The 14,121-nt window shown below is 69.4% G+C and carries 14 protein-coding genes; all 14 read left to right on the top strand.

Translation table 11 applies throughout. The features are described from left to right. Window positions 1-188: 188 nt before the first annotated feature. The 14 genes from ffh (at window position 189) to HTZ77_RS42145 (ending at window position 13,840) form a co-directional block, all read left to right on the top strand. The gene (gene ffh, locus HTZ77_RS42080; RefSeq protein WP_175595392.1) at window positions 189-1,745 is read left to right on the top strand and encodes a signal recognition particle protein; all 1,557 of its coding nucleotides are present in this window, start codon (window positions 189-191) and stop codon (window positions 1,743-1,745) included. A gap of 582 nt (window positions 1,746-2,327) precedes the next feature. After that, window positions 2,328-2,768 (top strand): 30S ribosomal protein S16, encoded by a 441-nt coding sequence (gene rpsP, locus HTZ77_RS42085; protein WP_175595393.1) that lies wholly within the window; start codon window positions 2,328-2,330, stop codon window positions 2,766-2,768. A 1-nt stretch (window position 2,769) separates the two neighbouring features. Further along, window positions 2,770-3,015: an RNA-binding protein gene (locus tag HTZ77_RS42090; protein ID WP_020546537.1), complete on the top strand. Its 246-nt coding sequence runs from the start codon at window positions 2,770-2,772 to the stop codon at window positions 3,013-3,015. 69 nt (window positions 3,016-3,084) lie between these two features. After that, a complete protein-coding gene (gene rimM, locus HTZ77_RS42095; RefSeq protein ID WP_175595394.1) occupies window positions 3,085-3,588 on the top strand; it encodes a ribosome maturation factor RimM in 504 nt (167 codons plus the stop codon). Window positions 3,589-3,623: 35 nt separating this feature from the next. Continuing rightward, window positions 3,624-4,541: a tRNA (guanosine(37)-N1)-methyltransferase TrmD gene (gene trmD / locus HTZ77_RS42100; protein WP_175595458.1), complete on the top strand. Its 918-nt coding sequence runs from the start codon at window positions 3,624-3,626 to the stop codon at window positions 4,539-4,541. 136 nt (window positions 4,542-4,677) lie between these two features. Then, entirely contained in the window at window positions 4,678-5,040 is a 363-nt protein-coding gene (gene rplS, locus HTZ77_RS42105) for a 50S ribosomal protein L19 (RefSeq protein WP_175595395.1), read from the top strand. A 141-nt stretch (window positions 5,041-5,181) separates the two neighbouring features. Further along, window positions 5,182-6,111 (top strand): signal peptidase I, encoded by a 930-nt coding sequence (lepB, locus tag HTZ77_RS42110; RefSeq protein WP_175595396.1) that lies wholly within the window; start codon window positions 5,182-5,184, stop codon window positions 6,109-6,111. Continuing rightward, entirely contained in the window at window positions 6,111-6,716 is a 606-nt protein-coding gene (gene lepB / locus HTZ77_RS42115; protein WP_175595397.1) for a signal peptidase I, read from the top strand. Before lepB (HTZ77_RS42110) ends, lepB (HTZ77_RS42115) begins: the two co-directional genes overlap by 1 nt. A 54-nt stretch (window positions 6,717-6,770) precedes the next feature. Beyond that, window positions 6,771-7,439 (top strand): ribonuclease HII, encoded by a 669-nt coding sequence (locus HTZ77_RS42120; RefSeq protein ID WP_175595398.1) that lies wholly within the window; start codon window positions 6,771-6,773, stop codon window positions 7,437-7,439. Window positions 7,440-7,478: 39 nt separating this feature from the next. Next, window positions 7,479-7,802 carry a DUF2469 domain-containing protein gene (locus HTZ77_RS42125; protein WP_026215037.1) on the top strand — a complete coding sequence of 108 codons (324 nt, stop codon included), beginning with the start codon at window positions 7,479-7,481 and terminating at the stop codon, window positions 7,800-7,802. 415 nt (window positions 7,803-8,217) lie between these two features. Further along, entirely contained in the window at window positions 8,218-8,865 is a 648-nt protein-coding gene (locus HTZ77_RS42130; RefSeq protein ID WP_175595399.1) for a YraN family protein, read from the top strand. Next, the gene (locus HTZ77_RS42135) at window positions 8,866-10,401 is read left to right on the top strand and encodes a YifB family Mg chelatase-like AAA ATPase (protein WP_175595400.1); all 1,536 of its coding nucleotides are present in this window, start codon (window positions 8,866-8,868) and stop codon (window positions 10,399-10,401) included. A 190-nt stretch (window positions 10,402-10,591) separates the two neighbouring features. Beyond that, window positions 10,592-12,019: a DNA-processing protein DprA gene (dprA, locus tag HTZ77_RS42140; RefSeq protein ID WP_235995999.1), complete on the top strand. Its 1,428-nt coding sequence runs from the start codon at window positions 10,592-10,594 to the stop codon at window positions 12,017-12,019. Between the two features lie 927 nt (window positions 12,020-12,946). After that, the gene (locus HTZ77_RS42145) at window positions 12,947-13,840 is read left to right on the top strand and encodes a tyrosine recombinase XerC (protein ID WP_328809088.1); all 894 of its coding nucleotides are present in this window, start codon (window positions 12,947-12,949) and stop codon (window positions 13,838-13,840) included. Window positions 13,841-14,121: the final 281 nt, after the last annotated feature.

Raw genomic sequence — 14,121 nt, forward strand, 5'->3', positions numbered from 1 at the left:
GTTGACGTTGTCGGCGCATATTCCGTTGGTGCGGTTGGACGCGCGGTCGAAGGACTCGGTCAAGAGCGCGTTGATCAATCTGGTGGAGCACGCGTTGACGGTGCGGATGGCCGTCCCAGGCTGGAGCGGCTGACGGAGCGGCTAGGCTGAGTTCAGACCTACATTCGCTTCGAGGACTGGCCAACCACGTGTTCGAGACGCTTTCCGACCGGCTGACATCGGTCTTCTCCTCCCTCCGATCCAAGGGTCGGCTGTCCGACGCCGACATCGACGCCACCACCCGCGAGATCCGCATCGCGCTGCTCGAGGCGGACGTCGCGCTGCCTGTGGTGAAGGCATTCGTCGCCCAGGTCAAGGAGCGCGCCCGCAGCGCCGAGGTCTCCCAGGCGCTCAACCCGGCGCAGCAGGTCGTCAAGATCGTCAATGACGAGCTGATCGAGATCCTCGGCGGTGAGACCCGCAGGCTCCGCTTCGCGAAGACGCCGCCGACCGTGATCATGCTCGCCGGCCTCCAGGGCGCCGGAAAGACCACCCTGGCGGGCAAGCTCGCCCGCTGGCTGCGCGAGCAGGGCCACGCGCCCATGCTGGTCGCCGCCGACCTCCAGCGGCCCAACGCCGTCCAGCAGCTCCAGGTCGTCGGCGAGCGGGCGCAGGTCGCCGTCTACGCCCCCGAGCCCGGCAGCGGCGTCGGCGACCCCGTCGAGGTGGCCCGCCGCTCCATCGACGAGGCGCGGCGCCTGCAGCACGACATCGTCATCATCGACACGGCCGGCCGCCTCGGCATCGACCAGGAGATGATGAAGCAGGCCGCCGACATCCGGGCCGCGGTCACGCCCGACGAGGTCCTGTTCGTGGTCGACGCCATGATCGGTCAGGACGCGGTCACCACCGCCCAGGCGTTCATGGAGGGCGTCGGCTTCGACGGGGTCGTCCTCACCAAGCTCGACGGCGACGCCCGGGGTGGCGCCGCCCTCTCGGTCCGGCACATCACCGGCCGGCCGATCATGTTCGCCTCCACCGGCGAGAAGCTCGAGGACTTCGACGCCTTCCACCCCGACCGGATGGCGTCCCGCATCCTCGACATGGGTGACATCCTCACCCTCATCGAGCAGGTCCAGAAGACCTACGACGAGGAGCAGGCCGCCAAGATGGCGGGCAAGCTCACCTCGGGCGAGAACTTCACCCTCGAGGACTTCCTCGAGCAGATGATGATGGTCCAGAAGATGGGCCCCATCAAGAACCTGCTCGGCATGATGCCCGGCATGGGGCAGATGCGCGACCAGCTCAACTCCATCGACGACCGCGACCTCGACCGCATCGCCGCCATCATCCGCTCGATGACCCCGGCCGAGCGCCAGGACCCGAAGATCATCAACGGCTCGCGGCGCGCCCGCATCGCCGCGGGCTCCGGCGTGACCGTCACGGCCGTCAGCAACCTCGTCACCCGCTTCTTCGAGGCCCAGAAGATGATGAAGCGCGTGGCCGGAGGCATGGGCCTGCCCGGCATGCCGGGGGGCAGGGGCAAGGCCGCCAAGGCGCAGAAGAAGGCCAAGAAGGGGCGCCGGGTCAGCGGCGACCCGCGCAAGGCCGCACTCGGCAAGGCCCAGGCCGACGACGCGCCGCCCGCCGCTCCCACGCCCGGCGGCCTGCTGGGCAACCTGGGCGCCGGCAAGCTGCCGCCGGGCATGGAGCTCCCGCCGGGCTTCGACCCGAGCAAGCTCAACCTGCCGCCGCGCCAGAAGTGACCCGCCGACGCCGCCCCCGTGACCGTACCGGGGGCGGCGTCGCTGTGTCGGGGCGTCTTCTCCCGGCGGGTCTCCGGGGCGCGTCCCTTCGGGCCGGCGCGCACCACGTCCCGAGCCGTCACGCGGTGTCACTGGGGGACGACCGCAACCGCCCTCCCAAGGTGACCGCAACCGTCAACGCGCGAAGGACCCGCCCGTCACCCTGAGAAGACTTGACCCTCACCCGGAGAGGACGCTGAGGGGCAGCGCGGCGGCGACTTCGACCGTCACGCCGGGAAGGAGGCTGAGCGTCAGCCCGGCGGCGACTCCGGGAAGGACGCCAGCCGCCCGCAAAGGCTCTCCCAAGAGAGTCCCAGCAGGCGCCGGACAGGCGCGCGAACTGCGGCCGGATGAGGCCGGATGCGCGCGTCGCGTCGCTGGCAGTGTCTGGGATCTGGCAGAATGACATGTTGGAACACCGTGACCAGTCGGGTGCCCTCTCACCTCCTGGCGGCCACGCCTGTCCCTGGAGCGATCGTCCAGCCGTGCCCCACTCGGCGAGGCGTCGTTCACCCACGCTCTGAAGCAGGAGAGACCACACCCGTGGCAGTCAAGATCAAGCTCAAGCGGCTCGGCATGATCCGCAACGCTCAGTACCGTATCGTCGTCGCCGACAGCCGCACCAAGCGTGACGGCCGGGCGATCGAGGAGATCGGCCTGTACCACCCGAAGGAGAACCCTTCGCGCATCGAGGTCGACGCCGAGCGCGCGGCCTACTGGCTCGGTGTCGGCGCGCAGCCGACCGAGCCGGTGATGAAGCTGCTCAAGCTCACCGGTGACTGGCAGAAGTTCAAGGGCGAGCCCGCCCCGGCGCCGCTGAAGGTCGCCGAGCCGGCGGCCGACCGCCACGCGCTCTACGAGGCCGCGGCCAAGGAGGCCCTGTCCGGTGGCGACACCGGCACGACCGCCACCACGCCGAAGAAGTCCAAGAAGAAGGACGACGCCGAGGCCGCCGCCGAGACCCCGACCGAGGGCGAGGGCTGACGTGCTCGAGGAGGCTCTCGAGCACCTCGTGAAGGGCATCGTCGAACATCCCGACGATGTCCGGGTCCGCGCACGCCGCATCCGCAGCGGGCGCGTCCTGGAGGTCCGGGTGCACCCCGAGGACCTGGGCAAGGTCATCGGTCGCGGCGGGCGCACCGCCAAGGCGTTGCGCACCGTGGTGAACGCCCTGGCCGACGGGAAGTACGTGCGGGTCGATCTGCTCGACCTGGACGAAGCAGTCCGTTAGCGTCAGGACTTCGCGCCCTCATCGGTCTCGTTCCGATGAGGGCGCTCGCGTGAGAGAAGGCAGGTACACGTGCAGCTCGTCGTCGGCCGGATAGGCCGCCCGCACGGCATCCGTGGTGACGTGACCGTGGAGGTGCGCACCGACGATCCCGAGCTGCGCTTCGCCGTCGGCGCGTCGGTCGCGACCGACCCCGCCGGCAGGGGGCCGCTCGTCATCGAGGGCCGCCGCTGGCACAAGGACGTCCTGCTGGTCCGCTTCGCCGGCGTCGACGACCGCGACACGGCCGAGAGCCTGCGCGGCATCATGCTCGTCATCGACTCCGCCGACGTGGAGCCGAGTGACGACCCCGACGAGTTCCACGACCACGAGCTGATCGGGCTCGCGGTGGTCACGACCTCCGGGGAGCCGGTCGGCGAGGTCACCGACGTCCTCCACCACGGCCAGGACCTCCTCGTCATCCGCCGTGCCGGGCAGGACGACGCGCTCGTCCCGTTCGTCCGGGAGCTCGTGCCCGAGGTGGACGTGCGCGGCGGCCGGCTGGTGATCGACCCGCCCGAGGGGCTGCTGGCATGACGGCCGGACCGCGCGGCGAGCGCACGTCCCCGGGCATGCGGCTCGACATCGTCTCGATCTTCCCCGAGTACTTCTCGCCCCTCGACGTCTCGCTCATCGGCAAGGCGCGCGAGCGCGGCACCCTCGACGTACGGGTCCACCAGCTACGCGACTGGACGCACGACGTCCACAAGACCGTCGACGACACCCCGTACGGCGGCGGCCCGGGCATGGTCATGAAGCCCGAGGTGTGGGGCGAGGCCATCGACGCGATCATCGCCGACGGCGCGGCCGCCAACGGTCCGGCCGCCGACGCGTCGCCGACCGACGCCCCGCCCACCGGCAGCCCTGGGGCTCCGGCCACCGGCGGCTCCGCGGCTCCGGGCCCCACGGCTCCGGCCACCGGCGGCCCCGCGGCCCCGGCGACCCCGCGGATCATCGTGCCGACGCCCAGCGGGCGGCCGTTCACCCAGGAGATCGCCCAGGAGCTCGCGGCCGAGCCGTGGCTGCTGTTCGCGTGCGGCCGCTACGAGGGCATCGACTCGCGGGTCATGCGCGAGTACGGCGCCCGGATGCGCGTGGACGAGCTGAGCATCGGCGACTACGTGCTGGCCGGCGGCGAGGTGGCCGTGCTCGTCATGGTCGAGGCGGTCGGCAGGCTGCTGCCCGGCGTGCTCGGCAACGTCCACTCGGCCGTCGACGACTCCTTCGCCCCTGGCGCCATGCGCAACCTGCTCGAAGGCCCCGTCTACACCAAGCCGCCGGTGTGGCGCGGTCACGAGGTCCCGGAGGTGCTCCTGTCCGGCCACCACGGGAGGATCGCCCGGTGGCGCCGCGACGAGGCGCTGCGCCGTACCGTCGCCAACCGGCCCGAACTGGCGGCGGCGATCGACCCCGAGACGCTCGACAAGCACGATCGGAAGCTGCTCGACGAGCTGGCGTTTCGCGTCGGACCGGAAGATATGGCAAACTGAAGCGTCGCCGACCACCATGTGGTTGGTCTGCCATGCCCGGGAGAGGCTCCCGGGTTCATCACATCAGCAAGCGCGTCCGCCGCGAGCCCCGGCCGGGTGGACCTCCGCGTGCTCACGAGACTTGAGGACAGTTCTCATGCACACGAAGATCCAGGAGCTCGAGAAGACGACCCTGCGCAGCGACGTACCGGACTTCCGTCCCGGTGACACGCTCGAGGTGCACGTGCGCGTCGTCGAAGGCAACCGCTCCCGTATCCAGGTCTTCAAGGGCTTCGTGCTGCGCCGCCAGGGCAGCGGCGCCCGCGAGACCTTCACGGTCCGCAAGGTCAGCTACGGCGTCGGCGTCGAGCGCACCTTCCCGGTGCACAGCCCGGTCATCGAGAAGATCGTTCTCGTGACCCGCGGTGACGTCCGCCGGGCGAAGCTTTACTACATGCGTGACCTTCGCGGCAAGGCCGCCCGCATCCGCGAGAAGCGCGAGGCGACCCCCGCCAAGTGACCCTTGGTTGAGCCCGTGGCCCGCGTTCTGCGCGGGCCATTTGGCTTTACCGGGGCGTTCCCTTTATGCGGAGCGACTCGGGCGCGGGTGTAGCCTCGGTCGGGGCTTGTCGAGCCGGTGCATCATCTAGGCTCGTCAGCGATGACTAGCGAGAGCCAGGAGCACGGCGCGTCGCGCCGCCCTGTCGAGGACGAGGTGGACGTGGTCGCGGAAGAGACGCAGAAGCCGGCAAAAGACGGCAAAAAGGACAAGAAGGGTTCCTTTTGGAAGGAGCTCCCCGTCCTTGTCGTCGTGGCGCTGGTCTTGGCCCTGATCATCAAGACGTTCGTGGTCCAGGCTTTCTACATCCCGTCCGAGTCGATGGAGAACACCCTCCTCAAGAACGACCGGGTCCTGGTCAACAAGATCGTCTACCACACGCGCGACATCGAGCGCGGCGACGTGGTGGTCTTCTCCGGCGTCGACTCCTGGGACGGCGAGTTCCAGATGGAGGAGCCGTCCAACCCGGTCGCCGCCTTCTTCCGCTGGGTCGGCACCGCGTTCGGCGTGGTCCCCGGCGAGAAGGACTACATCAAGCGGGTCATCGGCGTCGGCGGCGACCACGTCAAGTGCTGCGACGACAAGCACCGCATCACGGTCAACGGCGTCCCGATCGACGAAGAGAGCTACCTGTACCCAGGCAACCAGCCCTCGGACAACGGCTTCGACATCACGGTGCCCGAAGGGCGCCTGTGGGTGATGGGCGATCACCGGTCCGTCTCGCTGGACTCCCGGTCCCACACGGGCGACCCGGGCGGCGGCTCCATTCCCGTGGGCCAGGTCATCGGACGGGCGTTCGTCATCGTGTGGCCGTTCTCCCGCGCCGGGACGCTCGACATCCCCGCCACCTTCTCCCAGCCGGCCCTGCACGCGATGGGCGCGCCCGTTCCGCTGGGCGACTCCGTCCCGCTGGCCGCGGGCTTCGCGCTGGCCGGCCCCCTGCTCCTGATCCGTCGGCGATGGCTGCCCGGCGGCCCCCGGCTTCGTCGACCGCGCCGCGCGGACGGCGCCGAACACCCCTGGAGACCTTGATGGTCGGCATCAAGAAGCCGGACGCCGAGCGCGACAAGCCCAAGAAGAAGGGCACCTTCCGCGAGACCGTCCTCCTGCTGATCCTCGGCGTGGGCATCGCCCTGCTGCTCCAGCAGTTCGTGGTCGGGTCGTTCTACATCCCGTCCGGGTCGATGGAGAACACCCTGCACATCGACGACCGGGTCTTCGTCAACAAGCTCGCCGGAAAGCCCGAGCGGGGCGACATCGTCGTCTTCAAGGGCTGGGACGCCGACGGCAACGAGGACACCATCAAGCGGGTCATCGGCGTCGGCGGCGACAAGGTGGTCTGCTGCGACTCCAAGAGGCGTATCACGGTCAACGGCACCCCCCTCGACGAGTCGTCCTACCTGTATCCGGGCGACTACCCCTCCGACGAGTCGTTCAAGTACACGGTGCCGCCGGGCAAGCTCTGGCTGATGGGCGACCACCGCAGCAACTCGCGTGACTCGCGCGCCCATGTGGGCGAGCCCGGAGGCGGCTTCATCTCGGAGGACGCGGTGATCGGCAAGGCGGTGGTCCGCTACTGGCCGCTGTCCCGCGGGCTGATCTTCACCAAGCCCGAGACCTTCGACAAGGTCAAGTAGGGCTGGGGTTCCAGTCGCGGTTCGCGGCCATTGGGGCGTACGCTGCCTCTTGTCATGACAGTTGCGTTCCGCCCCCGGCCCAGCGTCGTCCGGCGCGACTCCGGACTGTACGCCTACGAGAGGGCGCTCGCGCGCCGCGGCCTGACCCCGATCGCGGGAGTCGACGAGGCAGGCCGGGGAGCCTGCGCCGGACCGCTGGTCGTCGCCGCGGTCGTCCTGCGCAAACAGGTCGACGGGCTCGGCGACTCGAAGCTGCTGTCGCCGGCCGTACGCGAACGGCTCTACGAGCAGATCGTCAAGGTCGCCGACGTGGGTGTGGTCGTCATCCCGCCCGCCGAGATCGACGCGCGCGGCCTGCACAAGAGCAACGTCTCCGGAATGCGGCGCGCCGTCGCGCGGTTGAGCTGTGACCCGGAGTACATCCTGACCGACGGCTTCCCGGTTCCGGGACTGCCGGCGCCGTCGCTGGCCGTGTGGAAGGGGGACCAGGTGGCCGCCTGCGTGGCGGCCGCGTCGATCGTGGCCAAGGTGACCAGGGACCGGATGATGGTGGATCTGGACGGCGAGTTCCCGATGTACGGGTTCGCCGAACACAAGGGCTATGTCACGCCCGGCCATCGCAGGGCGCTGGAGACGCACGGCCCGTGCTCGCACCACCGATACTCGTTCGTCACGGTGGCCAGGGAGATGGGCGAGAATGAAATGGGGGCCGGGGTTGCCTGACAGGGCACGCCGGGGGACCGGTACGACAGGAGGACCGCGATGAGCGCAGAAGATCTCGAGAAGTACGAAACCGAGATGGAGCTGCAGCTTTACCGCGAATACCGCGATGTCGTCGGGTTGTTCACCTACGTCGTGGAGACGGAGCGACGCTTCTACCTGACCAACTCGGTCGATCTCGACGTCCGCACGGCGGAGAACGGGGACGTCTTCTTCGATGTGAAGATGCAGGACGCGTGGGTGTGGGACATGTACCGGCCCGCGCGGTTCGTGAAGAACGTCCGCGTGGTCACGTTCAAGGACGTCAACGTCGAGGAACTCGCCAAGGCCGACCTGGAGATGCCGAAGGAGGGCTTCTCCGGCTGACCGACCGGAGGAACGGCACGCAGCCCCTGTGGGACGGGGGTGGGGGCGGCGGCCGGTGACTTCAGGGGCGTCCTGTCGGGGCGCCCCTTTCGCATTGCTGGGGGTGTTTGCGGAGCGCCTTTGGGAGCGCGTTCGGGGGCGCGTCCGGGGCGCGTGTGGGGCGTTCGTTCGCGGCCTTTCGCGTGGGGCGTCTGCGCGCGTTGTCGGTCGCGTCCGTCCGCGGCCCACATGTCCTATGCCCTATGCCCGTACGAGGGCGGCGGCGCCCGTACAAGACCGTGACCATGCGCACCACAGGGCAACCCTCGTTATCCACAGCCGCTCGCCCCCCCCCACCCCCCATCCCCAGAACCCCGTTCGGCCCTCAGAACGACCCTCCGCATCCACGAAAGTCGGTGCCCGGAGGTGCTGCCACATGGCCACGATCAACGAGCCCGGAAGACGTAACCTCGCGCCCCGAGCCCCCGCAAGGCAGGGGCTGGACGAGCGCGAGCCCAGGAGGCCCACACAACCCGTACCCGCAAGTCCCGAGCCTGCGACGCAGAAGCCGACGCGACAAGCCCGCACGACAGGCGACCACGCGAGACTCGCAACCGCGACGCGTGCTCCCGCGCCACACGCTTCCGCGACCCACGCTCCCGCGACGCATGCCCCCGCAAGCCGCGATGCACACGTAGGCCGCGATGCGGCCACTCAGGGACAGGGGCTCGGCCACGCAAGACAACAGCTCGCCCGGCGCGGCGAACAACTCGCCGTCGACTACCTCACATCCGCGGGCATGGAGATCCTCGACCGCAACTGGCGCTGCCGCCACGGCGAGATCGACATCATCGCCGAGGACGGCCCCGCCCTGGTGGTGGTCGAGGTCAAGACCCGATCGAGCCGCTCCCACGGCACCGCCCTGGAGTCCGTACGCCCGGCCAAGCTGAGCCGGCTGCGCATGCTGGCCGCCCAGTGGCTGACCACCCAGCCACGCACGTTCCAGACGGTACGGGTCGACGTGATCGCGCTGGAGCGCTTCGCCGGCGACTACTCCCTTCGCCACGTCCGGGGGGCGATCTAGATGGCGGTGGCACGTACCCGCAGCGTGGCATTGGTCGGCGTGACCGGCCGCAGCGTGGAGGTCGAGGCCGACGTGGGCAACGGCCTGGCCGGGATCCACCTCATCGGCCTGCCCGACACGGCGCTGAGCGAGGCCCGGGAACGGGTCCGTTCCGCCATGGTCAACAGTCATTATCCGTGGCCGGACGCTCGCATCACGGTGAGCCTCTTCCCGGCCAGCCTTCCGAAGCGAGGGAGCCAGTTCGACCTGGCCATCGCCGTCGCGATCCTCGGTGCCGCGGGTGTGATCCCGGCCGAGCGCATCGCCGAGCCGTTCTTCCTGGGCGAGCTCGGCCTCGACGGACGGCTCAGGCCCGTGCGCGGCGTGCTGCCCTCCGTTCTCGGCGCCGCCAAGCACGGCGAGGTCACCGTCGTGATCCCCGCGGCCAACGCGGCGGAGGCCGCCCTGGTGCCCGACGTGAGGATCATGCCGGTGTCCGACCTGCGACAGCTCGTGGAGTGGCTGCGCAAGGGCGACGACCCGCCCGAGTCTCTGCCGTTCGACCTGACGGAACAGATGCCGCCCACGATCGCCCCGGCCGTGGACCTGTCGGACGTGGTCGGCCAGCCTGTCGCCCGCCGGGCCCTGGAGGTCTGCGCGGCCGGAGGTCACAACCTCTGGATGCTCGGCCCGCCGGGCACAGGCAAGACCCTGCTGGCCGAGCGCCTGCCGACCCTTCTGCCGGATCTGGAGCTCGACCACGCGCTGGAGGTGACGGCCATCCATTCCGTCGCCGGTGTCCTGCCGCCCAACAGTCCCATGATCAACAGGCCGCCGTTCGTGAGCCCGCACCACACGGCCACGTCCGCGGCGATCGTGGGCGGCGGCAGCGCCGTCGTGCGCCCGGGAGCCGTCTCCCTGGCTCACCGGGGAGTGCTGTTCATGGACGAGGCCCCGGAGTTCCCGCGGCATGTGCTCGACGCGTTGCGCCAGCCCCTGGAATCCGGCCAGGTGACGGTGTCCCGGGCGGCCGGGGCGGTCACGTTCCCGGCGCGGTTCATCATGGTCATGGCCGCCAACCCTTGTCCCTGCGCCCAGCCCCAGGACAAGGGCGACAGCTGCACGTGCACGCCCACGGTCAGACGCCGCTACCTCGGCCGCCTCTCCGGCCCGCTCATCGACCGCATCGACATGAAGGTCACCGTGTCGCGTTCGTCGCGGCGCGAGCTGATGGCCGACCGCCAGTTCGTCGAGTCGAGCAAGACGGTGGCGGCCCGCGTCCTCACCGCCCGCGAGCGAGCGGCCGAACGCCTGTCCGGCACCCCATGGCGTACGAATGCCGATATCCCGTCCTCGGCGCTGCACGCCGACTACCGCCCCAGCGACGAGGCGATGAAGCAGGTCTCGTCCTGCCTCGACTCGGGCACGCTCAGCGCCCGGGGCCTCGACCGCGTCGTCCGGGTCGCCTGGACCCTCGCCGACCTCGCCGGGAAACCCAAACCGGGCCCAGACGAGACCGGCACGGCCCTGGCCCTCTGGATGGGACTGAACTCATGACCGACGCCTCGACACAGGACCCCAAAGGTGCATCGACGACGGACAACGCAGAAGAGAGAAGGCAGAGAGTGAACAGCCAGAAGAAGCCGCGAACAGGAGGGGCGCCACAGACGAGAAAGACCACAGAGGCAAGGCGGACGCCACCGGACAGAGCAGAACCAGAACGCGACCGAAAGACACACCCACGACCATGAACAGTGCTGAACTCGTGGCCAGGGCCGCGCTCATGCGCGCCGCCGATGCGGGCGACGCGACAATGGGCCGCCTCGTGGCCCACTGCGGCGCCCTCAAGGCCGTCCAATTGATCCGCGAACGAAAGCTTCCCCCCGACTTCGTCGCACAGGAGGCCCAAGCCCAAGCCCAGACCCAAGCCCAAGCTCTGGCCCAAGCCCAAGCCCAGACCCAAGCCCAAGCCCAGACCCAAGCCCAAGCTCTGGCCCAAGCCCAAGCCCAAGCTCTGGCCCAAGCCCAAGCCCAAGCTCTGGCCCAGGCTCAGCGACAGGGCCCCAGCCGGCTTCCCGCCAAGCTCGATCAGCGCTTGAGTATCTGGCATGCCCGGCTGGCGGCGGCGGATCCGGCGGCCGACCTGGCGACCGGCGAGCGGCTCGGAGCCCGGCTGATCGTGCCCGGGAGTCCGGAATGGCCCACGCAGCTCGACCAACTCGGCGCCGCCCGGCCGCTCGGTCTGTGGCTGCACGGCTCGGTGGACCTCAGATTCTCGTGCCTGCGGTCCGTGGCCATCGTCGGCGCCCGCTCGGCTACTCCGTACGGGCTGCACGTGGCCGCGGAGTTCGGCCTCGGCCTCGGGGAGGAAGGCTGGACCGTGGTCTCCGGCGGCGCTTACGGCGTGGACGGCGCGGCGCACCGAGGGGTCCTGGCATCGGACTCGCCGACGGTCGTGGTCCTGGCCTGCGGGGTCGACGTCGCGTACCCGCGCGGGCATCACGAGCTGTTCGCCGCTGCCCGAGAGCAGGGTGTGATCGTCAGCGAGTGCCCGCCCGGCGTGCACCCCACACGTGCCCGGTTCCTGATCCGCAACCGCCTGATCGCCGCGCTGTCCCGGGGCACCGTCGTCGTCGAGGCGGCGCTGCGCAGCGGGGCCCTCAACACCGCCGCCCATGCCCTCACCCTGAACCGCCACCTCGCCGCCGTGCCAGGACCGGTGACATCCATGATGTCCGCCGGATGCCACCGGCTCCTCCGCGAACGCAAGGCGACCTGCGTCACCACACCCGAGGAGGTGATCGATCTGGTGGGCACGATCGGCGGTGACCTCGCCCCCTGCGCCCGGGGCCCGGCCGTTCCGCGCGACGCCCTGAACGAGGTGACCCGCAAGGTGCTGGACGCCGTCCCGTCCAGAGGCGGGACCGGACCGGCTTCCATCGCGCTGTCCGCCAGCGTATCCCTGGACGCGACACTGAGCGCCCTGGGCGGCCTCGCAGCCGCAGGCTACGTGGAACGCGTGGAGAAAGGCTGGCGCCTCCGCCGCCCGGCATCAGCCTCATACCGCAAGTCGGACGCCATGCTCCCTGACCCGATTGATTCCTCAGGCGCAGACGCCTTCATCGATCCGCCGGAGGCGGAGGCGGAGGCGTTTGCTGGGTCGTCTGGTCGTTGACTTGCTGTTTGTGGGGTCGTGTTAGGTGGTTTGGAGTGGTGTCGGGGCCTGGGGGGATGCCGCTCTTCCCGGTGTGGGTGGGGGGATTCTTTGGGTGTGCGTGCCTTTGTTGAGCTGTCGGTGGCTGAGGTGTTTGCTGGAACGTCTGGTCGTTTGCTGGGTCGTCTGGTCGTTGACTTGCTGTTTGTGGGGTCGTGCTAGGTGGTTTGGAGTGCTTTCGGGGCCTGGTGGATGCCGCTCTTCCGCGGGGTGTGTGGGTGAGCGGATTCCTTGGACGCGGTCGCCTTCATCGAGTCGCCGGAGGCGGGGGGGCTTGCTGGGTCTCTGGTCGCTGACTTGCTCTCCGTGGGGCCGTGATGGGTGGTCTGGGGGCCTGGTGGATGCCGCCCTTCCGGGGGTGTGTGGGTGAGCGGATTCCTTGGGCACGGACGCCTTCATCGAGTTGTCGATGGCAGAAGCGCTCATTGGCCCGTCTGGTCGATGGCTCACGACATATGCGTTACTGGAGTCCTCGCCGCACCTCGTAACGAGAAGAACTGCTGATCACTCCTTCCTGAAAGCGGGATGTCGCGACTGCGACTGCGACCGCGACAGGAATATCGAGCGGCTCACGTCTGGGGAGGCGGACCCGGACCGGGCCATGTCGACGTCGTTTCGCGCAAGCTGCCGCCCATGCCCGGATGCGGCGAGCTGGGACCGCTCAAGTGACACACGACCGCAGGCACCGCAATGAGACCGCGCGTCCTCCATGAGATTCACGTCGGTGACGTGAGGCCGCACTGCCTCGCGCTCCGATACTGGCGAAGTTGCTTGAAGACGAAGGTCTTCGGCTGCCTGGCAGGTGAGTAATGGCTCATAGCGGGCAGCGGCGGGCGATGATGGGTATCAAAGCGGTCGATGCGACGGATGTGACAAGGAAGGGGTGAAGTGAGTCAGGCAGCGGACCTGGAGCAGGTGGTCCATGAGTTCGACAGGTACCTGCGCCTTGAGCGAGATCTCTCGCCGCATACGGTCAGGGCCTATCTGTCCGACCTCGCTTCACTGATGGCACACCTGGACGGGCGGCTGGACCGGCTTGACATCGCCACGCTGCGGGAGTGGCTGGCCGAGCAGCACGCGGAGGGAAAGGCGCGTGCGACGCTGGCGCGGCGGACCGCATGCGCCCGCACGTTCACGGCCTACTGCCATCGCCGCGGGTGGTTGCCGGACGACCCCGGCCTTTTGCTGGGCAGCGCCAAGGCGCCTCGTACCTTGCCCGCCGTGCTTGACCAGGAGCAGGCGAGAGCCGCCCTGGATCTGCCCACCACCGGCGACCCCAAGGAGCTCCGAGATCAGGCGATGCTGGAGCTGCTGTACGCGACCGGCGTTCGGGTGAGCGAGCTGTGCGCGTTGGACGTGGATGACGTGGACCGCGACCGCAACGTCATCCGCGTGCTCGGAAAGGGGCGGAAGGAGCGTTCGGTGCCTTTCGGGGTGCCGGCCCTGCGGGCGCTGGACCGATGGTGCATCCATGGCCGCCCCCTCTGGATTCACCCGCACTCGGGCCCCGCGCTGTTCCTGGGAATCCGAGGCGGCAGGATCGATGCCGGCACCGTGCGCCGAGCCGTACACGGACGGCTGAGGACAGTGGAGGGCTCGCCCGACCTCAGCCCGCACGGGCTGAGACACAGCGCGGCCACCCACCTTCTGGAGGGAGGCGCCGACCTGCGCAGCGTCCAGGAGCTGCTCGGGCACGCGTCACTCAACACCACACAGATCTACACCCACGTCTCGATCGACCGGCTGCGCGCCGCATATCGGCAGGCTCATCCCCGCGCTTGACTCTCTTGAAGTGCTGGTTCAGGTGGCGCCAGGTGGTGGTTGCGCGCTCGGCGGTTATTCCGCACTGGCTGGTCTGAGCTTTCTGCCTGTGCTGGGCGGTTGGCTGGTCTGAGCTTTCTGCCTGTGCTGGGCGGTTGGCTGGTCTGAGCTTCCTGTCTGTGTCGGGCCGCCGGACGGCCTGAGCTTCCTGCCTGTGCTGGGCCGTTGGCTGGCCTGGCTGGTGAGCGGGAAGGCGGCGCGGGTGTGCTCCTGGGCGACCACCTTGGGGTCGGGGTTTGGTG

Source organism: Nonomuraea montanisoli, assembly GCF_013363975.1.
GTDB classification, from domain to species: domain Bacteria; phylum Actinomycetota; class Actinomycetes; order Streptosporangiales; family Streptosporangiaceae; genus Nonomuraea; species Nonomuraea montanisoli.